Annotated in this window: 24 protein-coding genes; 12 read left to right on the forward strand and 12 right to left on the reverse strand. The window is 50.1% G+C overall.

The window, feature by feature from the left end:
* Positions 1-4 precede the first annotated feature (4 nt).
* Positions 5-925 (reverse strand): restriction endonuclease, encoded by a 921-nt coding sequence (locus JUF10_RS01880; RefSeq protein ID WP_203640550.1) that lies wholly within the window; start codon positions 923-925, stop codon positions 5-7.
* A 552-nt stretch (positions 926-1,477) separates the two neighbouring features.
* Between JUF10_RS01880 and JUF10_RS01885 the strand changes: the two genes are divergently transcribed.
* The gene (locus JUF10_RS01885; protein WP_203640551.1) at positions 1,478-1,867 is read left to right on the forward strand and encodes a Panacea domain-containing protein; all 390 of its coding nucleotides are present in this window, start codon (positions 1,478-1,480) and stop codon (positions 1,865-1,867) included.
* Between the two features lie 69 nt (positions 1,868-1,936).
* Here JUF10_RS01885 and JUF10_RS01890 read toward each other — a convergent pair whose 3' ends face one another.
* Positions 1,937-2,635 (reverse strand): AAA family ATPase, encoded by a 699-nt coding sequence (locus JUF10_RS01890; protein ID WP_203640552.1) that lies wholly within the window; start codon positions 2,633-2,635, stop codon positions 1,937-1,939.
* Positions 2,636-2,646: 11 nt separating this feature from the next.
* Positions 2,647-3,384: a hypothetical protein gene (locus JUF10_RS01895; protein WP_203640553.1), complete on the reverse strand. Its 738-nt coding sequence runs from the start codon at positions 3,382-3,384 to the stop codon at positions 2,647-2,649.
* Between the two features lie 146 nt (positions 3,385-3,530).
* Here JUF10_RS01895 and JUF10_RS01900 point away from each other — a divergent pair, with 146 nt between their 5' ends.
* The 6 genes from JUF10_RS01900 (at position 3,531) to JUF10_RS01925 (ending at position 7,764) form a co-directional block, all read left to right on the forward strand.
* The gene (locus tag JUF10_RS01900; RefSeq protein WP_203640554.1) at positions 3,531-4,196 is read left to right on the forward strand and encodes a Fic family protein; all 666 of its coding nucleotides are present in this window, start codon (positions 3,531-3,533) and stop codon (positions 4,194-4,196) included.
* A gap of 208 nt (positions 4,197-4,404) precedes the next feature.
* A complete protein-coding gene (locus tag JUF10_RS01905) occupies positions 4,405-5,571 on the forward strand; it encodes a DUF2207 family protein (protein ID WP_203640555.1) in 1,167 nt (388 codons plus the stop codon).
* Positions 5,572-5,710: 139 nt separating this feature from the next.
* The gene (locus JUF10_RS01910) at positions 5,711-5,899 is read left to right on the forward strand and encodes a helix-turn-helix transcriptional regulator (protein WP_203640556.1); all 189 of its coding nucleotides are present in this window, start codon (positions 5,711-5,713) and stop codon (positions 5,897-5,899) included.
* Between the two features lie 4 nt (positions 5,900-5,903).
* Positions 5,904-6,434, forward strand: coding sequence for a DUF3278 domain-containing protein (locus JUF10_RS01915; RefSeq protein WP_203640557.1), 531 nt, complete (start codon positions 5,904-5,906; stop codon positions 6,432-6,434).
* Positions 6,435-6,523: 89 nt separating this feature from the next.
* Positions 6,524-7,054 (forward strand): DUF3278 domain-containing protein, encoded by a 531-nt coding sequence (locus JUF10_RS01920; protein WP_203640558.1) that lies wholly within the window; start codon positions 6,524-6,526, stop codon positions 7,052-7,054.
* Between the two features lie 182 nt (positions 7,055-7,236).
* Positions 7,237-7,764, forward strand: coding sequence for a DUF3278 domain-containing protein (locus JUF10_RS01925; protein ID WP_203640559.1), 528 nt, complete (start codon positions 7,237-7,239; stop codon positions 7,762-7,764).
* 150 nt (positions 7,765-7,914) lie between these two features.
* Here the strand turns inward: JUF10_RS01925 and JUF10_RS01930 are convergent, their stop codons facing one another.
* Positions 7,915-8,787 carry a helix-turn-helix domain-containing protein gene (locus JUF10_RS01930; RefSeq protein ID WP_203640560.1) on the reverse strand — a complete coding sequence of 291 codons (873 nt, stop codon included), beginning with the start codon at positions 8,785-8,787 and terminating at the stop codon, positions 7,915-7,917.
* 368 nt (positions 8,788-9,155) lie between these two features.
* Here JUF10_RS01930 and JUF10_RS01935 point away from each other — a divergent pair, with 368 nt between their 5' ends.
* The 3 genes from JUF10_RS01935 to JUF10_RS01945 all read left to right on the forward strand — a co-directional run bounded on the left by JUF10_RS01935 (position 9,156) and on the right by JUF10_RS01945 (position 11,439).
* Complete coding sequence (locus JUF10_RS01935; protein WP_203640561.1) at positions 9,156-10,775, forward strand: ATP-binding cassette domain-containing protein; 1,620 nt, start codon at positions 9,156-9,158, stop codon at positions 10,773-10,775.
* A 90-nt stretch (positions 10,776-10,865) separates the two neighbouring features.
* A complete protein-coding gene (gene mazE / locus JUF10_RS01940) occupies positions 10,866-11,093 on the forward strand; it encodes a type II toxin-antitoxin system PemI/MazE family antitoxin (RefSeq protein ID WP_203640562.1) in 228 nt (75 codons plus the stop codon).
* Positions 11,074-11,439, forward strand: coding sequence for a type II toxin-antitoxin system PemK/MazF family toxin (locus JUF10_RS01945; RefSeq protein ID WP_236008136.1), 366 nt, complete (start codon positions 11,074-11,076; stop codon positions 11,437-11,439). Before mazE ends, JUF10_RS01945 begins: the two co-directional genes overlap by 20 nt.
* 51 nt (positions 11,440-11,490) lie before the next feature.
* On the opposite strand, the gene JUF10_RS01950 is transcribed toward JUF10_RS01945, so the two are convergent.
* The 3 genes from JUF10_RS01950 to JUF10_RS01960 all read right to left on the reverse strand — a co-directional run bounded on the left by JUF10_RS01950 (position 11,491) and on the right by JUF10_RS01960 (position 14,251).
* Entirely contained in the window at positions 11,491-11,712 is a 222-nt protein-coding gene (locus JUF10_RS01950; protein WP_203640564.1) for a hypothetical protein, read from the reverse strand.
* Between the two features lie 83 nt (positions 11,713-11,795).
* Complete coding sequence (locus JUF10_RS01955; protein ID WP_203640565.1) at positions 11,796-13,025, reverse strand: MFS transporter; 1,230 nt, start codon at positions 13,023-13,025, stop codon at positions 11,796-11,798.
* Positions 13,026-13,087: 62 nt separating this feature from the next.
* Complete coding sequence (locus JUF10_RS01960) at positions 13,088-14,251, reverse strand: MFS transporter (RefSeq protein WP_203640566.1); 1,164 nt, start codon at positions 14,249-14,251, stop codon at positions 13,088-13,090.
* Positions 14,252-14,646: 395 nt separating this feature from the next.
* Here JUF10_RS01960 and JUF10_RS01965 point away from each other — a divergent pair, with 395 nt between their 5' ends.
* Positions 14,647-15,123, forward strand: coding sequence for a hypothetical protein (locus JUF10_RS01965; RefSeq protein WP_203640567.1), 477 nt, complete (start codon positions 14,647-14,649; stop codon positions 15,121-15,123).
* 120 nt (positions 15,124-15,243) lie between these two features.
* On the opposite strand, the gene sufB is transcribed toward JUF10_RS01965, so the two are convergent.
* Genes sufB through sufC form a run of 5 tightly spaced genes read right to left on the reverse strand, consistent with a single transcriptional unit; the run spans position 15,244 to position 20,436 of the window.
* The gene (gene sufB / locus JUF10_RS01970; RefSeq protein ID WP_203640568.1) at positions 15,244-16,650 is read right to left on the reverse strand and encodes a Fe-S cluster assembly protein SufB; all 1,407 of its coding nucleotides are present in this window, start codon (positions 16,648-16,650) and stop codon (positions 15,244-15,246) included.
* Positions 16,650-17,117: a Fe-S cluster assembly sulfur transfer protein SufU gene (gene sufU, locus JUF10_RS01975; protein ID WP_203640569.1), complete on the reverse strand. Its 468-nt coding sequence runs from the start codon at positions 17,115-17,117 to the stop codon at positions 16,650-16,652. Before sufU ends, sufB begins: the two co-directional genes overlap by 1 nt.
* A complete protein-coding gene (locus tag JUF10_RS01980; protein ID WP_203640570.1) occupies positions 17,095-18,342 on the reverse strand; it encodes an aminotransferase class V-fold PLP-dependent enzyme in 1,248 nt (415 codons plus the stop codon). The genes sufU and JUF10_RS01980 overlap by 23 nt, the downstream gene beginning before the upstream one ends.
* On the reverse strand, positions 18,323-19,627 hold the full coding sequence (gene sufD, locus JUF10_RS01985) for a Fe-S cluster assembly protein SufD (protein ID WP_203640571.1): 1,305 nt from the start codon (positions 19,625-19,627) through the stop codon (positions 18,323-18,325). The genes JUF10_RS01980 and sufD overlap by 20 nt, the downstream gene beginning before the upstream one ends.
* A gap of 14 nt (positions 19,628-19,641) precedes the next feature.
* Positions 19,642-20,436, reverse strand: coding sequence for a Fe-S cluster assembly ATPase SufC (sufC, locus tag JUF10_RS01990; RefSeq protein ID WP_203640572.1), 795 nt, complete (start codon positions 20,434-20,436; stop codon positions 19,642-19,644).
* Between the two features lie 990 nt (positions 20,437-21,426).
* Between sufC and JUF10_RS01995 the strand changes: the two genes are divergently transcribed.
* Positions 21,427-22,605 (forward strand): GGDEF domain-containing protein, encoded by a 1,179-nt coding sequence (locus tag JUF10_RS01995; RefSeq protein ID WP_203640573.1) that lies wholly within the window; start codon positions 21,427-21,429, stop codon positions 22,603-22,605.
* The last annotated feature ends 29 nt before the right edge of the window (positions 22,606-22,634 follow it).

The raw sequence follows: 22,634 nt of genomic DNA on the forward strand, positions 1-22,634 counted from the left end.
TTTGCTAGTCTTCTTCGTAGTAGTAATCATCCAACCGGTACGTTTGTACGGGCTCAATATGTAACTGATACTGCTGAACCAAATCCGTGATGCGCCGACCATCGATTAACGTCACCGACCGATTGCCTTTAACGGCCTTTTGCTTGGCTTTGGGCGTGAAATGAGTAGTCGTGATAAAGATGCCATACTCGGCACTAAAGCCATCCATGGCGCCCTTGAACTTATCAATCTCCGGTTCAGGCACCGCGCCATCTGTATATCGTTTAGCCTGAATCGCAACGCGTGAGGTTCTGAAATCATCCGACTCAAAGTAGCCAAAGCCGTCGATGCCATGGTCACCGGACATCACTTTTCCCATCTTAGAATCAATTCTGACCCCCATCTTAGAAATCAGTAACCGGGCAAAGCTTTCAAATTTCTTCGGGGAAAACTGTTTTAGCTGGGTCAACAACAGCGTCCGCCATTCATCCTCGCTATCATCGTCATCAACGATTCCACTTTCTACCGTCTCTACTGGCTGCTTAGATGCTGTTTTTACCTGTTCCGTCGCCGTTTGTTTGGCCTTATTCACCTTGGAGTGGTCATGCCAGTACTGATCAATAATAATCTGTTCTGCTTCATTCGGTACATGCGCATAATCTGCGGTCCGTCCTTTTTCAGTCAGAACAATATCCGCCCCGCGTTTCGGCTGTTCTATGTATCCCAGCACGGTCAACTCACGAATACCGAAGTTGAAATCAAAATTGAATGGCACATATTCATTCCCCGATCGCGATGTCACCGGATTATACACGTCTTCGTAACTAATCCCACTGGTTCCGTCTTCAGCAATAATCGACTTGATCTTGTCCCGTGACGCAATTCCACCAACACTACTTAACGCATCAAGAATCGCCACGTGAACCTGTTGTCTCTGATAGCTCATTTTTTCATCCCCACTCCAGATAGTTGACCGCCTTTAGTATATCATTTCAGCCAAAAATAATGCCAAAGTTAACCCCCTATTTCAGTGAAATCGGTCATCTAAAATAACGTATATCCTGTTTACTTGGTCGTTCACTTTAGGGGCAAAACGATTTATCTTGGGGGCTATGACCTGCCGTGTTATGCTGAGCTAACAGAACTGAATTTCTTTCTTAAGATGGAAGGGGGATTGCCATGTACACACACCTAATCCTACTAGCGAAATTCGATAACGTAGCCATCGCCTATCACTTTGCGAGTCAAGATAACACTGCAGTTATCCATCAACAGACCGCTATCCAGGCCCAATCGCCCCACCCAGCCACTTACAGTCCGCATATTCTCAAGACTAGTGACCCGAGCTTCGAATCTGTCGCCAAAATGGACCCTTATTTTGCCAACGTAACAGTGTATTCTGATTGGCAGAAATTTCTTCCCACATTAAACAAACTATTGTCGCTGAAGGCCGTCGATGTGGCTGCCTTTCTTCTGAATCACGCCAATCTGACCGCCTTTGGCCTCCAAAAAAACGCTCTACTACATTTACGCCGATTATTTGGTCACCCATCAGGCTCCCCTCTTTGAAGCTAACTTTGTTGCCTTCGATAAAGGTCCCGTTGAGCGAGCCGTCTATCATCTTCAAAAATACCATCATAACCGGCTACAACAAAACAGCAATTTAGAACTAAAACTCATGACCGGCACGTTGCCTAGCGATACAAAAGAGTTACTGCTAGCTGGTATTGAAAAATACGCATCTCGTTTTGACACTGCTTGGGAGGACGAGCAAAATCCAACCCATCGTGATCAAACGCCATGGACACTTGCTCGCCAGCGTGGCGGTCAAAACGAACCTATTCGCAATCAAGATATCTTACAACATCATCAAATTGAACTGATTTAACCACAAAAAGCTCAGCAAGCATTGATCAACCACGCATCAATGCCTACTGAGCTTTTCTTTACCCACAACTCAACTCACGAATTGATCCTGCTTCAGCGCATCAATAAATGTCTGCACGGGGTCATCCTCCGCGTAGCGCTGCATCAAATTCTCATAGTTGCCTTGGAAAATGCACTTCTTATTCGCAATAAAAATCACGTGGCAAGGCATATTTTTCAGCTCAAATAAATTGTGACTCGTGAAGATGACCTGACTGCAGGTCGCCAGGTCGCTCAACAGGTTCAGAATTTTCCGTGCGCTGACGGGGTCCAAGCCGCTCGTGGGTTCATCAAACAAATACAACGACCGTTTCAGGGTACACATGGCATAAATAATCAGTAGCCGCCGTTCACCGCCGGACATGTCGCGAAATTTCTCAGCTAACAGGTTCACCACATTTTCCTGGTAAATCGTCGTCAAAAAATCATCCGTCCGTTGGGCACCGGGATTCAGGTCGCGAAAAATGTCTAGCACATTTTGGCCCGTTGCCGTCATCAACATGGGGACCCCTTGCATTTGGTAGATGATTTCAGAACTAGCTAGCAACGGACTGACCGTACCACTCTGCGGTTTGACCAGCCCCGCTAACATGTCAAAAATTGTAGATTTGCCGACGCCATTTTTACCAATGATACAGTTCAATCTGCCGTCGACCGTGGTGAAATTAAGGTCGTTATAAATCGCCTTTTTCGATGCATAGGTGAAGCTCAAATGTTCCACTTTGATCATTTTTCCGCCCCCTAAACGCGTTGACTTTTAGAAATAATCGGCAGGTGAGTCATACACAGATAGCCAATCGCACAATCCATCAGACCGACACCCAGAACCCATCCCCAACCGGCTACCGATTGCGTTAACATGCTGTTGATCAGGTCGCTGGTCAGAATGGTTGGGTTAAACATCGTCAGCACCCGCAGTGGCAAAAACGTCGTGGTGTAGCTGTACGTCAGGACCGCAAGTAGGAGCACGCCCCCGGAAAGTGCCGTCATCGAAGGCGGCTTGATTGGCAACAAGACCAGTAGGCTCAGGATGCCGCAGGTTGGAAAATAGATGACGGTGATAATCAGGAGCACCTGCAACAACAGCATCGGTGACAGGTTATGAAAGGCAATCATCGCCAGTAACGTGAAGCCCAGACACTCGATCAGCGAGATAAAGTAGTACAGAATTTCCGGAGCTAGTAACAGGTAGCTGCGCCGCTCAACGATAAAGTAATACATTTTCAAGAAGCCGTCTTCCCGCCGACCGTAGACCATCAAGACGACATTGTTTAACGTATTAGACATCACCACGTACGACAAATATGGCGTTAACAGGATAATCAGCTTCTCGGCATCATAGGTCTGCTGGGCCATGACATTTTTCCAGTTAGACATCGCAAAGAAAAGTAGCGGAAAAATCACGGCGTAAACGAACGCCAGCCGATTATCCAGTAACATTTCCAGGTCAAATTTCATTAAAGCTCGAATTTTCTTCATATTCCCCACTCCTCACTGTCCTTGTGCCGTATACTAGCACTCTCAGGTATCATCACGTGGCAAACACTCCTGACCCCCCAGTTTTTTCGCTGACCTTTTTTATGGCCCGCCATCATTAGTACCCTACAGAAAGAATGTGCAACTAATTGTCTTTTCCAGATAAGTTTCAACTGACCACTATCACCGAACAAAACTTAATCCAGCAAAATTTAGCCCAGTTGATTTATACAACCGGTAAATTCGAAAACCTGTCGACCTCGCTAACGGATACGATCTGTATTCTAAATAATGAGCCAGCGCCTGCCGCTACGCCCAGAGATATCGCCACCATTATCAGTTTGAACCACGCCTTTCAGTCCATCCTAGCTCAAAAATTGCCACTAATTTACCCAGATATTTTCGTTCTCAACCAGGACATTAATAATAGCCGCCCCAGCTCTGGCCAGCTTCGGACCAACGATGTCACGGTCGCCTTAACCAATGACGTCTGGCTACCCCCGCTCCCTGACCCCCAACGCACGCCACGGGAACTCACCAACATCCTGACTGGCTCCACAACCACGACCGAAAAAGCACTCAACTTGAATCTCTACCTCTCGCGTTGGCAACTCTTTATGGACGGCAACAAGCGGACCGCCATCGTCGCGGCCAACGCTCTCATGATTCAGGCTGGTGCCGGCCTTCTAGCCATCCCCGAAAACAAGATGCACTGGTATCGCTCGCAGCTGCAAAAATACTATCGTTCCGGTCGCGATGCCAGTTTGAAACAGTGGCTCTACGACAATTGTGTATTTGGCATTGCCGAAAATTGATTGCCCCAACTATCAAAAGCGCGTCCCCACCTCATCAATGGGAACACGCTTTTCGTTTATCCGCTTACTTCATTTCCCAGCAATTGCTGTTACTTAAGAAAACAAACCCCACCGCCCCAAGTAACTTTTGATCAGCTAACCTACATCCAGTCCTAAAATGGTAGCAAATATGACGACTATCAGGTTATCAAGAAGCGAGGCAATACGGATGAGAACTAGAAAAAATTGGTGGCTATTCATTGGTGGCCTGGCCATTCTTGGCTTGGGCCTATTCCTCAATCCCCCAGTTGCGCATGCTGTCAGTACCCAGCTACCGACCCCCGTTGTCACCACAATTGCGACTCCCCATTGGTCACATCATACTCGCGAATTTATCGGCTATTGGGGGCTAGTGGCCCTGATTGCCGCCAGCTCTCTCACTGCCGGCTGGTGGCTTAGTCGCCAACCGACCAAGCGGCCTTCCCCACAGGCTCCGCTCGCACATACCTTCGATATTCCTCCCGTCTCACCAGCCCTAGCCCAAGTTCTCGTTGACCGGCATTGGCCAGATCCTGACGCCCTGACCGGTGACATCATCGCCGCCGTCACTCGCCAAGATCTCACCATGACTTTGGAGCAAGAAACGATTCGTTTTACTAAAACTAGTCCGGTTGCCAACCACTTTCTCCAGCAATGCTTCGACCACTTAGGCAGCAGTAATAGTTTCACCTTGGCCGAGCTCGTGACGTTTGCGACGACCGATAAACAAGGCCTTGTGAGTCACTGGTTCCGTGACTGGCAACTGCAAGTCAATGCGGCCGCCAGCCACTACCAAGACCCCCATAACACCGCATATCAGCAACATCTATGGACGTTTACCCTTGGCCTGACCGGTTTAATTCTTGGCTGGCTCAGCTTCTCCTGGGCTATCAGCTTCCCGCTACTCATCAAGACTGCTGTGGCAAGCGGCGTGCTCCTCCTGCTCATCTGGGGTTACCTGCTCACGCACCATCGCATGGATCTCAACACGGCAGCGGGCCAGCAAATCGTGACCACCGCCCGTGCTTGCCAACAATTATTCAAGGCTAGCGGTCACCTCACCGCCACCCAGCTTGGTGACCTACCTTTGTGGGACCCCTTACTCCCGTATGCCGTGGCGTTTGGCCAATTGAAACCTGTGACAAAACAACTAACCGACATCTTCGGTCCAGACCAGGTTCGCACGGCTTTAGCCACAACCTTCGCCCTCTACTATTCGGTCGATTCAGACCAGCCGCTGGCAGCCACCCTTGATGAGCAACTGACCCATGCCATCAACCAGTCCACCAGCGTTCACTTGGCCTGGAAATCGAACGGTCACATCTTCAGCACCGGCCCGGACAGCGAAAAATTCTAATCTAACCGCGTTCTGTAGCCAGCTAGCACAGAGCGCGGCTTTTAATTTGCCAAAAGTCATATATAGTTGACATTTCGTCAGCCCGCTCCTATACTAAAAATGTCATATATATCTAACATTTCAAAGGGAGGTGACCTGCGTGAACCGCGTCAAAGACTTTCGGAAAGCTGCCGGCTTGACCCAGTATCAGCTTGCCAAACAAGTGGCCGTTGCCCGCCAGACCATCAACTTGGTCGAGAACGACAAATATAATCCGTCGCTCGATCTATGCTTACGGTTAGCCAAGGCCCTCCACACGGACCTGAATCATCTATTCTGGGAGGATTAAGTATATGAAAAACGGGGAAAATTTACGTGATCGCATTGTAAAACACTTTTTCAATATTTCCGGGGACTTCGACGAATATAAGCGCCAAGAAGTCAACCGCATCGGGACTAATGCACTGATGATGTGTATCCCCGCTCTACTGTTGCCACCGGTCGTTGCTGCCTTTTGGGCAAAAAACTCACCGGATAATGCACTTCTAGGTATTATTTTATTCAATGCCATTTTCTTCGGAGTGGTCATCTGTCCCTACCTCATGGTGGCTAGCCGGCGCGCGCACCTCACCGACAAGGAAGTTGATATCAGCGATATGCCGGCTGCGCGACGGCACGTTTTGAAATCCGCAGTAGGCCAAGGTCTCTACTTTGCCGTTTGCATGTACCTTATCACTGTGACCCTAAATTGCGTTTTTGATGGCAGCGACGTTTTTCGTCAACTAACCTCACTAAGCAATATTAAAACGGCGATTGGCAATGGCATCATTTTCGGGATTATCATGGGCATCACGTACTCGGTACGACTCAAGAAACAACGCTAGCTTGGGGGAAAACTAGCGGCTAATAGTTAAAATTTGCTGGTCGGCAGCTAGTTCAGTGTTGCTCATCTATTCTGGGAGGAGTACGAATTATGAAAAATAAAGAAACTTTACGCGACCAATTTGTGAAACACTTTTTCAATATTTCCGGGGACTTCGACGAATATAAGCGCCAAGAAACCAATCGCATCGGGACTAATGTGATGATGCTGTGTTTACCGGCAATTCTAATTCCATCGATCATCGCTGGCTTGTGGGCGACCAAATCGCCGGAGGACGCCCTGCTAGGCTTAATTTTCTTCAATGTCATCTTTGTCGGCGTCATCATCTGTCCTTACCTTATGACGGCCAGCCGGCGCGCGCACCTCACCGACAATGAAGTCGATGTCCGCGACTTGCCGGCCGCACGGAGAACCGTTTTGAAACGTGCGCTGGGGAGTGGCCTATACGGGTTCGTCTTCTTCTACCTGATGCAAGCCATTCTCAATTCTATCTTCGACCATGCCAGTTTTGTTGGCGAACTGACCTCATGGCATAACATCAGGACCGCACTACTGCTAGGGATTTTCATTGGTGTTATGATGGGCATTACCTATTGGGTACGGCTTAAAAAGCAACGTTAGATTTAAAAAAACTACAAATGCTCGCAACTAGTAGAGAATGAATTCCGATGTGTAAACAGAGTACGAAGCCATATCGAATACATTAATTATTAATCGTGGTGATTGTCCGTAAATGGGGAGATCTATGGTCAATCAAAGCTTCCACGTAGTCTTATCATTTATTCTGAGAGGGGTAAATTACTATGAAAAACGGGGAGAGTTTACGTGATCGTCTTGTAAAACGCTTTTTCAACATCTCAGGGGATTTCGATGAATATAAACGGCAAGAAACCAACCGCATCGGCACTAATGTGATGATGCTGTGTCTACCAGCACTTTTATTACCACCTATACTTGCTTCTTTCTGGGCAACCACGTCACCAGAAGACGCCCTCTTAGGTATCGTCTTATTCAATTTCATTTTTGCCGGTACCGTTATTCTTCCCTATCTCACCATAGCTAGACGACGTGCGCATCTCACCGACAATGAGATTGATGCCAACGACATATCAGCCGCACGGCGACACGTTCTAAAATCTGCTCTGGGCCAAGGCCTTTTCATGACGGCATGGATGTATTTTCTGGGGATTTTAGTCAACTGTAGCAATGGTTCTAGTTTTACAAGACAACTAATTTCACTAAGTAACATAAAAATTGCAGTTCTAACGGGAGTACTTGTCGGTATTACAATGGGTATTACTTACTGGGTACGGCTTAAAAAGCAACGCTAGATTTAAGAAAGGCAATACTGAGGAAGGAAACACAAACTGCAATGCTTAAAAGGACCATCGAAACAGGGGCAAATTTCCTGCTTTGATGGTCCTTTAACATTCATTTTTTACTTTCAATCTAATTCACATCTATTCAGCTCGACGTGCCGCTCACTTCTCATACCGGCTCCGCAGCGCGCCCACCTTGACCTCGACTACTTCGTTATGGTTGATGCGTGCGAAGGCCAAGGCCTCGTTCATCAGGCACTGGATGGTGTCGTCATCTTGGTGCTGCTTGATGGCATTTTCGGCCGCCAAAAACTTCAGCCGCGGCAAGTAGTAGGTCACGTGCTTGTCCGAACACAGAAGGACGCCGGCGTCGATCAGGTCGTTACTGGTGACAAAATCGCTGGCGTGGGCGTAGAATTCCGCCGTGTAAAAGATCAGCGTGAGCAGGCGCAGGTAATCATTACCAGCTTCTTCATGGGCAGCGGCCAGCGCGCGTTGCACGTACCCCGTCGTCTTGGTGAAGTAAAACTTGGCCTTCTCCGGTTGCTCGTGCCGCTCGTACAACACGCCAGAACCCACATAGGCGAGCTGCGTAAAAATGGTCTCGTGCTTCTCATCGAATCCATTTAAAATGCGAGCAAAGTCGAAAAGAACATCGTCGGGTTCCTTGTTGATCAGAGCATTCAGCATCCCCCGCAGATAGTAGAACTGCATCTTCAAAGGAATCGCGTCAATCTTGGCCTCGTCGATGTCGTTAAGAGACTGGAGGACGGTCCGGTAGTCCTCCATCATCAACTGGTCTTCCACCTTATCCAATTGCGCCCGCATCTTCGTGACCGAGGTCGCCTGCACTTCATTGAGGTCATCGACCGTCAATCCGAGTCGCGCACAGAGCTGTTCTAAAATAGCCAGTGAGGGGACGCGCCCCTGCCGCTCAAATTTACTCAGCGTGGCCTGCGTACAGATGCCGGCCGATAATTTCACTTGTGACAGCCGCAACGCCTTGCGCTGGGCCACGAATTTTTTGATGTCCATGCTGCTCCATCCTATTCTGCGGTCGTGATTACCCAAACAGCCTGTGCAGACCGACTCATTTTAATAGTGTTTAGAATGCCTCTCATGACGCCATTTCTCGGTACCATTCTCTTCCTTTAGTATATCACTGCACTTAGTCTAACAATAGTTTACTTGTAGCCACAGCTTAGCCTATAATTAAATTTAAATTGCAATTCTAATCATTTTATTATATTATGGCGATAATTCTAGAAGGAAGTGATGCCCATGACTCACCTACTCCGGACTCACCGGCCATTGCCGGCAGCCCACCGCTTTCTTTGATTCCACTATGGGGCAAGATATTGTGCAACGTAACTAAGTTTTTTCTCTCAAAGGAGAGCTATCTGATGTGGAATCTCGTGATACGGCCCCAGAAGCGGCTATTTAATATCTTCTTGATCATTACTTTTCTCCATGCGCTCATTACTATTTCATACGCCAAGGTCATCGAATTTTTGACCCAGGTGATCACCGGTAAAGTTCAGATTGCATTCGGCTATCTCGTCGTTTTTTGTCTGGCCTTTGCCAGCCTCACCGCGCTCATCAACGTCATCGGCGGTTACTTTAAGGGCCGCGTCATCAATGGCGCCATGCAACATTTACGCCAACAAGTCTTCGGTCATTTTCTAACAGCCACTGACTTAAAGGATGAGACCGTTGGTGCCAAAGTCTCCTACCTGACTGCCAAGGCCGATGTCATTGAACAAACCTATATCGGCAGTTTCGTGATGGGAATGTCTCTGTGCTGTCAGCTTCTGCTCGCACTGGGCTTCGCGTTCGCCATCAATGTCCCCTTAACAGTGATGGTTCTGGTACTCGAAGTTCCAGCGGTCTTGTTACCCTTTCTATCCCAAAATCGTTTAAAGCGGGCTAAAACGCCGGTCTTACGGCAACTAGAATCCTACACCGCTGCTGTCACCAACTGGCTATCTGGTTTAACGGTCATTAGGAATTTTGGTCGGGAGCACCTTTTTCAACAGCGGCATACTGTCCAAACGACAGCGCTAAATGCGGCTCAAAATCAGGACGTCTTGATTCGTAAGATTATCAGCGGTTGGTCGCAATTTTTTAGTGATCTCGTCTACTTGGGAACTTGGTTGATTGGTGGGCTCTTCGTCCTACGCTACGGGCTTTCCTTCGCGGCATTTATTGGGTTCACCCAACTTTCGAGCGCCATCTCGTTTCCTTTAGAAATGGCCAGCGACGTGTTTACCGACTACTTTGGCGGCCGACGGGCTTATCTGGAATTTGTCCCCTTGCTATCGGCAAAGACAACGTTTAATCCTCGTTACCCCGTCCTGCTCACCACAACCATTAACTTCATTACCTACGACCACGCGACTATCGCGGACCGGCAACAACCACTACTAAAAAACGTGACGCTTAGCATTGATCGGCGGGAGAAAATCATCGTGATCGGTGAAAGCGGCGCAGGTAAGTCGACCCTGATTAACACGCTGTTTGGTGAGCACCAACTAACGGCCGGAACCATTACCGTTAATGGACAGCCACTTTCGACGCTGACTACGGGTGACGTACCCAGTCTCATTGGCTTTCAGGAACAGTCGACCTTCATTTTTGACGGCACTATCGCGGATAACCTCACGCTATTTAAAACGGGATACACAACTCAACAGCTGATAGCCGCTCTGAAAATGGCTGGCCTGACTGCGACCCCCGCGTTTCTAAAGACTAGCGTATCTACCACTGGCAGTCGACTTTCCGGCGGTGAACGCCAACGGATTGGCCTCGCCCGAAATCTATTGGCTGCGAAACCATTCATGATTTTCGATGAACTCTCTAGCGGTCTGGATAAGGCTACCGCTAGTGCATTGGAACAGAAACTCTTTAGCCTGGATGTCGGTTTCATTTACATTACACATAACTACGATGCTGACTTGCTACGTCAAGCGGACCGCGTGTTGTACGTGAAGAACCAGCATGTCATTCCTTATGTGATCTCGTAAATCGCCAAATAGAATTTCACAGGCAGAATGCTTGCTCTTATTTGACTAATGTATATACTGATATATACATAGTAAAGAGAGGTGATTCTGATGGCAGTTAAAGCCCGAAAAGTTGGTAATTCTACAGTTCTGACCGTTCCTGCTGAGATTAAAGTGGCAGATGAATACGATGTTTATCAGGGCCGCGATGGTCAAATTGTTTATACACCCAAAGAAAAGAATCCATTTCTCGACCCAGAGTTCATTGCGACTCATGACCTGACACAAAAAGAAGCGTTTGGAGGACATTTAGTTGGCAATGAAATCCCTCAAGACTAACCGATATATCCCCGAATCGCAGGATATTGTTTGGCTAGACTTTGATCCTGCACTCGGCTTTGAAATTAATAAACGCCGCCCCGCCTTGGTCTTAAGCCACAGTGGGTACAGTGAATTAACCAATCTTGTCGTTGTTTCTCCAATCACCCACGCAGCCAATAATCGTTTACAACGTGCCGGCTTCATGATTCCAATTCCACCTGACTTACCTGAAATCGATGGGTTCATTAATCCTCTGCAATTTCAGACTCTTGATTTTAATAAAAGACACGTTAAATACATTGCAACCCTCGACAGCGATACTTTTCTTCAGGTTCGTAAGCAAGTGTTATTCGTCTTAAACTAAAAAGATTCCCCTGATATGCCACTTTCTACCAAGCATACCGGGGGAATCTTTTTACTCTGTCTTGTTCTGCCGACGCCAATAACACACCGCCTTCGTCAGAACAAACAGCACTTCGTAAATCGCCAGAAAGGCAATCAAATCCAGCCAAAATTCACCGAATAGCGCTACTCTCCTTGCCAGCCATCTACTTAACACGGTACTGACTAACAACAAAGAAAAGTACGCCCAAAAACTGGTGATTTTAATCTGCCAGATTTCCCCTAAAAGTTTCACGTGGAACACTCCTCGTTGCTCCCTCTTCTCAAAGAAACTACCAGTTTAATTTTAACATACTCACTGAGCGAAGAGTGGTCCTCTCATGTCTCATGTGAATCGAACCGCTTCAGTTCCCGCAGAAATCGCGGACGGAATACCGGAATTGTCGCCAACACCATCACGCCACCCAAACCAATGATTAATATCGGTAGCGATGCCAAATGAGTTAACGGCACACTTGCCACGGCCGCGATTGGATTTGCGATTGAGAAGAGCGTCAGGACGGCCCCAATGATCAGACCAATCTTATCTTTATCCGCTGACAATTGGACGATGGAGAAGTAGATCACGGCTGAAATGCTGTTGAAGAACCCATAGCCCAACCAGGCCACGCCGACCAGTACCACATTTTCTATTGTCGGATTGGTGCGACCACTAACCCCTAATAGAATCATCATGACTGCCTGACCCACTAACAAAACTGGATACCATTTCGCAGACGACCCGGCCCGATGAACCTTAGAAAACAGTGTCGCCCCGGCAATCCCACCCACGGTCAGCGTGATATCGATCAGATTATACACGAACGGATACCGACCAAAAATATCGACACTAAACTTCGGCATCAGCAGCCAAATCGACCAATAGCCAAAGTTCGTGAGCAGGGCCACCGGAATCATGTAGCTAATCATGGGATTGCGAACGACCAAATGGAGTCCTTGGGCAAAGTCCTGCAGCGTTTCACGAATGGCTAGCCGCTCTCGCTTCACCGGTGCCGGGTCATTTGCAATGCGACTGAGGGCCGTCACAGAGAGAACTAGCGCCAAGAATGCCACGCCCAATGCCAGCGCTGGTGTCTTCATGTACACCAGCAGAACGGCCAACGCAGATGAGGCAATCGAGGAAATTTGGCTCGCCGTCGCAACCCATGAGTTCGCGGTAAATAATGTCGAATCATCCGCAACTAGGGTTGGCGCAACCGACTCCGTGAGCGGTCCATAGACCACGCCCAACAACGCATCCACCATGACAATTCCAAATAAAACGGCTGTTCCTTGGTGCCAGACTAAAATGATCAGGGCACCACACCCCATCATCACCAGTCGAATCGTCGCAATCACCCGTAGCAAGCGAATCTTACTGTGCCGATCGACCACGTAGCCCCCGACAAAGGCGAATAACAACATCACCATCGAAAAAGTTCCCAGTATGGAAATAACAGTTTGACTCCGCGTTTGCTGGTACAGGTGCCAGTAGGTGTAGGTCATAAGCGCGCTGACCGTTAGTGTGCCGAGAAAATCGCTGACAATGACTCGTTTGATTTTATCCATGTGTTGGCGTGCCTCTTTTCAGTCTTCGATATCCGTTGGTGGCTAGTCTGTCGCAGGTTGTTTTACTCCGCCGTTGCTTCCGCAAAATCCACGCGTACAATCAGCAGCGTTGCCAGCAACGTAATCGCCGCGCCGACGATGTAGACCACCGCGATACTAACGATGCCCGACAACAGGCCACCCAACATCATCCCCAGTGGCAAAGACACATTTGACCCTGCCAGCATGGCGCCGTTCACTCTGCCCAGCACGTGGCCCGGCGTGCGCGTCTGAATCAGCGTAAAGACCGATACGTTCAGGAAGCCACCAGCCATGCCAATCACTGCCATCATCACCAACGTCACCATCAGGTTTTGGAATAGCGCCATCAGCAGAACCGCCGTCGCCATCGTTGTCAGTGAGAACAACAACTTACGTTTCAGCGACCATTTCACCAAATTGACCAACACATTTCCTAAGATAATTCCCACCATCAGCGTGACCTGCGAAACGCTGTACATAAAGGAACTCGCGTGCAGCGTTCCCTTGACCCACGCCACGTCCAATCCCATAATGGGACCCAACGTTAAATTGACAATCATCGCAAGCAAAATAATACTCCGTAGCACCTGATGATGCGCAACGTAGACGATGCCGTCGTACCAATTGCCGAGAGTCGTCTCGTCATTTTCCACCACAATCTGTTCATGCAACACGTGATTGACGATTGTTAGGCAGACCAGTGAGACCAGGAAAGTGGCGCCATTGATCAGAGCAAACGACGTAATCGGCAATAGTGTCACTAAGATTCCGCCCAGTAACATCCCGATGATCTGTGTCACCATTTGGAGCCCCTGGTTCAACCCGTTGGCCTGGCTCAAATGGTCCTCGTCAATAATCTGTGGAATCAAGGCATCTTCGGCCGGGTCGAAAAAGGTCCCCAGAATCTTAGACAGAAAGGAAATCCCGACGATGGTAAAGACCGTGACGTCATTTCCAAAGTAGATGGCCGCCGCGATAAACATCAGTACGGCCTGCGCGACGTCTACAATCTGCATGATTCGTGTCTTCAGGTACTTATCTGCTAAGAATCCCGTAACCAAGTTCAGTAAGACTAACACATTAAATAGTCCCGACACCAACCCAATCACGACCGAATTACTCGTCACCTTGTACAAATAAATCATGATGGCGATATCAAAAAAATTATTCCCTAAGCGCGAGGTCGCCTCGCCTGCTAATAACACGTAAAAGATTCTTGGAATTTTGATCAGCTCCCCAGTGTCGATGACTACCGTTCATTCATCCTAGAAATAGCTAAATGGCTACTGGTAATAATTCTGATTATAGGTAATGGCTAGGAAAAACTGTCATATTCGACTCAGCTTTGACCTCTTTTCCTAGTTTACAAACAAACGACCAGGCTGAGTTCACAAAAATTACAGGCCTGAAGCCCGCTAAAAGCTGTTTCCGGTATGCTAAAATTAAGCATACGTGTCGAAATTATAAATCCTATTTGCAATATCGATGACCTGCAATTTAGCGTAAAGACAACAAACATGCGTGTCTTATTTATAGAGTTAAGGGTCATCATATCAACAAGAAATCATCTAAAAATAGCAGTCTGACAGGAGAATGACGAATGCAACTGACCACGATAAAGAGGCTCACCCTAAGCGCCCTCTTTCTGAATTTATTATCCATTCTGGTCCTACGCCAGTGGAAAATCGGCGCGTTTCACTTAACCCAAGCGGCCGCCATCTGCGCGGGGCTATGTATCGTTTGGTGCGTGATATCGCTCGGGATGGTCATGTTTCGCGATTGGAAAGCCCCCCGCGAAAGCAACGACAACGTTGACATCGACAGCGATGCGAGCTTTTCCTATAAAAATTTGTCAGAGTGGGAGAAATACGGCATCGCCATTATTTTTCTCGTGGATCTCTTTTTGAACAATGCCCTATGGTTTGACCTCTTTATCATCCTTTTCCTCTTTTGCTGGATGATCACCTTTCGGATTGGCCATCAACACGTGGCCGGCAAGAGTGGCTATAAAGTCGTCGGCACCATGCTGTGGACAATCCTAGTCGCCCTTTGGCTGGTCTTTGCCACCAATATTTAAATCAAAGCGTCCCCCCTGGCAGCCGTAGTGCGACCAGTCAACGCTAACTTAAAAAGCACCGCCAACGGCCAAGAACGACTCGTTCTCAACCGCTGACGGTGCTATTATTTTACGTTTAAACTACCCGATTGACCCCTCCATTTCAAAGCTGATCAGTCGGTTCAACTCGACCGCATATTCCATCGGCAGTTGCTTGGTGAAGGGTTCCACGAAGCCCATGATGATCATTTCGGTGGCCTTTTCTTCGGAGATACCACGGCTCATCAGGTAATAGAGCTGTTCTTCGGAAATCTTCGAGACCCGTGCTTCGTGTTCCATGGAGACGTTGGAATTAGAAATTTCGTTATACGGAATCGTGTCGGACGAGGACTGGTCATCCATGATGATCGTGTCACATTCCACGTGGGCCTTGGACCCATCGGAGTGGCGGCCAAAACGCACGGTCCCGCGGTAGTCGGTCGCACCACCGGTCTTGGCGATGGACTTGGACACGATGGAACTCGAGGTGTTCTTGGCGTTGTGGATCATCCGCGCCCCGGAATCCTGGTGAATCCCGTTGCTGGCCACGGCAATCGATAGCATGGTCCCGCGGGCACCCTCGCCGTTCAAGTAAACGCTGGGGTATTTCATGGTGACTTTAGACCCCAGGTTACCGTCGACCCATTCCATCGTGGCGTTCTCTTCGGCTGCGGCCCGCTTCGTTTCCAGGCTGTAGACGTTGTTCGACCAGTTCTGAATGGTGGTGTAGCGGCAATAAGCGTCCTTGGCGACGTTGACCTCGACCACGGCGGCGTGCAGACTGTCCGACGAATAGTTCGGCGCGGTACAGCCCTCGACGTAATCGACCCGTGCGCCCTCGTCGACGATGATCAGCGTCCGTTCAAATTGACCGGAGTTTTCGGCGTTCAGCCGGAAGTAAGATTGAATTGGCGTCTTGGTTTGGACACCCTTCGGCACGTAGATAAAGGACCCACCGGACCAAACGGCCGCGTTCAACGCCGCGAACTTGTTGTCGGTCGGCTTGACCAATTTGCCAAACCACTTCTTGAAGAGTTCGGGGTATTCGCGCAACGCCGTGTCGGTATCGGTGAAGATGATGCCGAGCTTAGCGAAGTCATCGCGCATGTTGTGGTAGACGACTTCGGATTCGTACTGTGCGGAGGATCCCGCTAAGTATTTCCGTTCGGCCTCGGGCACGCCTAAGCGGTCGAAGGTCTTCTTCAAATCATCGGGAACATCTTGCCAGTCACGGTACTTCTTGTCGGTCATCTTCTGATAGTACAACATGTCTCTCAGGTCTAAGTCGGACAGATCCGGCCCAAAGTCTGGCATCGGCATGCGCTTGTAAGCGGCGTAGGATTTCAGCCGGTAGTCCAACATCCACTGCGGTTCGTTCTTGGCCGCCGAGATCTCGCGCACCGTTTCTTCCGTTAAGCCCCGCCCAGTCGAGTAGGCCGGTTTGATATCATCGTGAAAGCCGAATTCATAGTCGCGGTCATTGGCGACCACATCAGGTACTTCTGCCATTATGACTCCTCCTCGCTAGTGTCGTCAGTTTCCTCGAGTAAGGCCCGCTGCAAGGCCCACCAGGAAAGGGTGGCACACTTGATGCGCGCTGGAAACTGCATGATATTTGATAAAATGGCCGCGTCCTGCAGCTCGTCTAAGTCGGCTTGCGGGTGTTCCTTGCCGATTGCCATATCGGAGAAGGTCTTCGCCATCTTCAAGGCTTCTTCCTTGGACTTGCCCATGACGGCGTCGGTCATCATGCTGGCGGACGACTGACTAATGGTGCAGCCATCGCCGGTAAAGCCGATGTCGGCGATCTTGTCGTCCGGCGTTAGTTTGATTTCAAGGTTGATCACGTCACCACAGGTCGGATTCTTCAGCGTAATCGTGTTGGTGCTCTCCGCCAGGTCGTGCTTGTGGTGCGGATGATCTGCGTGATCCAAAATAACTTCGCGGTACAGACTATTCAGCTTTGACAGTCCCATGATTAAAGAACTCCTTTGTTTCCTGCAGTGCCGTCAACAATTTGTCAGCATCTGCTTGTGTATTGTAAAGGTACAGACTGGCCCGCGCCGTGGCAACGAGGCCTAAGTAATCCATCAACGGTTGCGCGCAGTGGTGGCCCGCCCGCACGGCAACACCCTCCATGTCCAGCGCCGTGGCGACGTCGTGGGGGTGCAGGTTGTCGAGGTTAAAGGCGATGACGCCGGTGTGCTTGGCCGGATCTTGTGGCCCGTAGACCGTGACGCCCGGCATGGCTTCCATTTTCGGTAAAAGGTAGTCGACCAGTTGTTGCTCGTGCGCTTGGACCCGGTCCATGCCGATGTTGGTCAGGTAGTCGACCGCGGCGCCTAAGCCAATGGCCCCGGCGATATTTTGCGTGCCGGCTTCAAACTTCCAAGGCAGGTCGGCCCAGGTACTATTGTCGCGATGAACGAAACCGATCATTTCGCCACCATACTGGTAAGGTGGCATGGCCTGCAACAGGTCTTCCTTGCCGTATAGCACGCCGATTCCCGTGGGCCCCATCATCTTGTGGCCGGAGAAGGCGTAGAAATCGACGTCCAAATCGGTCACGTCGACCGGCATGTGCGGCACGGATTGCGCGCCGTCGCCAACGAAGATGGCACCGTGGTCGTGAGCCAATTTCGCCAGTTGCTTGACCGGCGTCACGGTCCCCATCACGTTGCTGGCATGCGCGACCGCGACGATCTTGGTCTTGTCGGTGATTTTCGCTGCGGCATCGGCCATGTCGAGTTCGCCGTCAGCGGTCAGTTCGATGTATTTCAGCGTGGCGTGCTTCTTGATGGCCAACTGTTGCCAAGAAATCAGGTTGCTGTGGTGTTCCATGATGGAGATGACGATCTCATCGCCGGCCGTCACGTTGGCCTCGCCATAGGTGCTGGCGACCAGGTTCAACCCGTCCGTGGCGCCCTTGGTGAAGATGATCTCGGTCGGCTTCTCGGCGTGGATAAAATGTTGGACCTTATGCCGCGCGTCCTCGTAGGCCGCCGTGGCCCGTTCGGCTAGCGTGTGGACCCCGCGGTGAACGTTGGCGTTGTCGTGCTGGTAAAAATGAGTCAGCGCGTCGACAACTTGATTAGGTTTCTGTGCCGTGGCGGCGTTGTCCAAATAGACCAGCCGCTCGTCGTTAACTTCTTGATTTAAAATGGGAAAATCGGTCAGTGACTCACTCAACTTCTGCGCCATTTTCAAGCTTCCTTTCGATCGTATCCGTCAGATTCTGCCGCACGTCCTTGGCCGGAATGGCCTGTATCACGGCGCTCAGGAAGCCCCGAATGACTAAGCGCTTGGCTTGCGGTTCGGTGATTCCGCGGCTCATCAGGTAGTACATCTGCTTGGCATCGACCTGGCCCACACTCGCGGCGTGGCCAGCCAACACATCATTTTCATCGATTAAGAGAATCGGGTTCGCGTCCCCGTGAGCCTTGCTGGACATCATCAACACGCGGTTTTCCTGTTCGGCGTTGGCGCCGGCAGCCCCGTGGATGATGTGGCCGATCCCGTTAAAGATCAGCGTGGACTTTTCCATGATGACCCCACGTTGGAGAATGTTCCCGGTCGATTTCTTCCCGCGGTTGGTGACACGGGTGTTGACGCCGACACGTTGCCGGCCCCCAGTCAGAGTGATGACCTTGGCGTCGGACTTAGAATTTTCGCCGATCAGTTCGGAGTCGAAATCGCCGAACGTGTCGCCGTCATTCATCAGGCCAATCGCCCAATCAACGGTCGCGTCCCGGCTGATATTGGCCCGCCGGTTGAGGTAGGTCGTGGTGTTGGCCCCCAACTCGTCAAAGGAGGAGAAATGGACTTCACTGTTGGCCTGCGCGCGGACTTCGACCACGCAGCTAGCTAAGTTGGCGTGGTCGCCCTGCGTCGTCAAATGTTGTGTGACGGCAAAGTGGCTGTCCGTTCCGGCAATCACTAGCACGTGAGAAACCAGTGGGCGGTCGTCCTGCGTGCTGTCCTGTACCAGGTGAATCTCGATGGGTGCGTCAATAACGACGCCCTGCGGCACGTAGAGGAAGACCCCAGCGTTGAGAAAGGCCGTGTGAAAACTGGTCAGCCGGTCTTCATTAGACTTAATAATATCAGTCATAAAGGCGGGTTGCGTGAGTTCTGGGTGCTCGCGGAAGGCCGTGAAAATGTCGGTCAAAATGACGCCTTGATCTGCGAGGTCGGCGGGTAAGTTGACCGCCACCGTGGTCTGGCCGACCTGCACGATTTGAACGTGGTCGGCGGCGACCGGAACGTCAGCGGCAAGGTCGGTCGCGGAGGGGCTAAAGGCCAATGGTTCGGCCGGCGTTAAGGGCCAGCGGTGAATGTCGAAGCGGTTGACCTCGGGCAAGGCGGCGTCAGCCAGGTCATCGATGGCGGCTAGGCGCCGGTCAACGACCCATTTGGGCTCGCCGTGGTCGTTCGCAGCGGCCGCGAGTTCTGGTTTAAGTGCGGTGTAATCGTGAACTGCTTCCATGTGTTCGACCTCCCTTAGTTTTCGTCGACTAAATCAACGTCCAGCCCTAAGTCGTCACGCAGGCCGGCGTAACCCTCTTTTTCCAGCGTCTTGGCGAGGTCGGCCCCACCGGTCTTGACGATGCGGCCGCCCATCATGACGTGGACCACGTCGGGAACGATGTAGTTCAGCAGGCGTTGGTAGTGGGTGATGATGAGTGACCCGAAGTTATCGCCACGCATGGAGTTGACCCCTTTGGAAACGACTTTCAAGGCATCGATGTCGAGACCGGAGTCGATTTCGTCGAGCAGAGCAAACGTCGGCTTGATCATCAATAATTGAAGAATTTCGTTGCGCTTCTTTTCCCCGCCGGAGAAGCCTTCGTTCAGGTAACGTTCCGTCATGGATTCGCTCATGTCGAGGAGCGCCAGGTTCTTGTCGAGTTCCTTTAGGAAGGCCATGACGGAGATCTGGTCGTCATCGGCACGGCGGGCATTCATAGCGGCTCGCAGAAATTCGGCATTGGTGACGCCTTGAATCTCGGCCGGGTATTGCATGCCGAGGAAGAGGCCTTTGCGGGCGCGTTCGTCGACGGGCATCTTGAGAATACTTTCGCCGTTGAGCAGGATATCCCCCTGCGTCACGTGGTAGTTGGGCTGGCCCATGATGGTCTGCGACAATGTGGACTTCCCGGTCCCATTAGGCCCCATGATGGCGTGGATCTCGCCGGTCTTCATAGTCAGGTTGACCCCTTTGAGGATTTCCTGCGTCTTGTTCTGCTCGTCGTCCTTAACCTCAACGTGTAAGTCTTTCACTTCAAGTGTTGCCATCGAAATCATCCTCCAAAAATTGAGTTATGTAAGTTCAGTGTTGATGTTAGTGTTCGCCTGCGGCTGTCAGGTGCCATGCTGTGGGGACCAGTTTCAGCCTGAGAAGCGGTCTTCACCCTCGTCTTGAAGCCGCGAAAGTTCACGAGTCTTCAAGGCGTCCCGTGCTGTAAGCCGACTAAGAAACGTCGACTAACACCACTGACACAGCATTCTACCTGACCTCCTCCGGCTTCGGGTTGTTTTGGATAACGCATAGTTTATATTGGTCCCTCATATTACGGGGAATATTCCAAATATATGTAGCGCTTACGCCTTTGCTATAACGGGATTCCCTTTAGTTTCCATTATACCCGTCATTATTCGTTTATAATTTCATTATAAGCACTGAATATTCCAATTTAAATTAGGCAAATCCCCCATATCTTCCCCGTCAACTATGTTTATCGGAAATAATTGATGATTGAGTACCCCTTCTCGGCTTACGTTAGTGTTCTAGGACCGTAAAATTTACTAAACACTAAACCAAACGTACCAACTTCAACGCTAGTTATGTAAGAGAACAGTTGTAGCCGAAGGAGGCCAGGGATGTAGCCAACCGTGACGACGATGTTAGTCGGGGGCTTTCCGGCTTACATCGTGGGCGAATTTGAAGACACGTGCTCTTCGTGGCTTCAAATCGAGCGAGAAGACTGGTGTTCTTCCAGTCTGAAGCGTCCCCACAGCAGGCGGAATCCCTGGCAGCCGCAGTGCGTCCAGTTTACACTAGCATCGGTTAACTCGTCGCCGGCAACTAGCACATCTCTTCCAGTTGCTTAGGTGGTCGAACTAGGCCCTGCATACCAAGCCGGATTACCGTTTCGTTTGTGCCTAAATTCACCCAATTTAGATGAAATGGGGGGAAAACGCACCGATTATTTGTTAATCAGCGAAACCGTCACCCCCATTTAATGGTATGCTTAGAAATGTAATTTACGATAAGTAGGTGAGTCAATGTACTTATTTGAAAACTTCTTTAATGATATCTTCAATATAAAATCTGTAATTATGGCCCTGATCACGGTCGGGCTGATTGCCATCATGATGATCATGACCTATCTGGTGGCGCAACGAACGGCGCGGTTGTCCCATATACGAACGTTTATCCTAGAACTGATTGAAGCTCTGGTCGTCGCTGGCGGGGTCCTCTTGTTGCGACAAACTTTCTTAGTTTTAAATGGTGGTAGCGTGATGAGCTGGGGCTATGCGATTGCGCAGCTCATGATTCTACTGTATAGCATGTACGCGATGCAAACGCTGGCGGTAACCTTGGTCAACTTAGCAATGCCACTAGTCTTCTACGGCCAGGCGGTGCGGTTAGGTGCTAGCACCCAGTATTGGTGGGTGTTCATGCTGACGATGGCCGTCTTGTTCGGGGTCATTGCCTATATCAGCCAGCACCAAGCCCTGGTCTTGAAATCCGAATGGCGTTTCTTACTGCTACAATTCTTGTATGGTGGTTCGTGGTGCCTCATCATCTGGTCGACGAAACCTTATCATCTGTTCTATGCCGTCAATGTCCTGGTCGTCTTCATCGCTTACATGTGGATCATTCGGTTCTTCGTGACCCGCGTCAACCACGTTATCAGCCACTTTGCGAGCTTGGATCAGGCGGCAAATTACGATGAGCTGACCGGCGTTCGTAACCGAGCTAACTTTGATACGACAACGGTCGGGGTATTCGGCGTTTACCGTCAGCACCCGACGATGCCGATTACCATGGCGATGTTTGATATCGACCATTTCAAACACTTCAATGACGACTATGGCCACTTGGCGGGCGATGCGGTGTTGAAACACGTGGCCCAACTCTTCAACCAGGAACTGACGAAGCAGACCAGCCACGGCGAGTTGTTCCGTTACGGCGGCGAGGAATTTGTGATTATCTTCGAAAACATTCCCCCGCTGGACGCTCAAAATGAGGTCACGGCGATTCGCGATACCCTGCAAAAGAGTCCCATCACCATCAACGGCGACAAGCTGACGGTCACCGTTTCCATTGGTATCTCGGCGTTACAACCAGCTGATACCGACTTCGACAGTTGGTTCAAGCGCGTCGACCACTACCTGTATTTATCCAAGGAAGCTGGTCGTGACCGCATTACCGTTGAGGGTCAGACGCAGAAATTGTAATTCAGAAATGACAAAACGTTCAAAGTGGC

The organism is Levilactobacillus andaensis, assembly GCF_016861695.1.
Classification (GTDB): Bacteria; Bacillota; Bacilli; order Lactobacillales; family Lactobacillaceae; genus Levilactobacillus; species Levilactobacillus andaensis.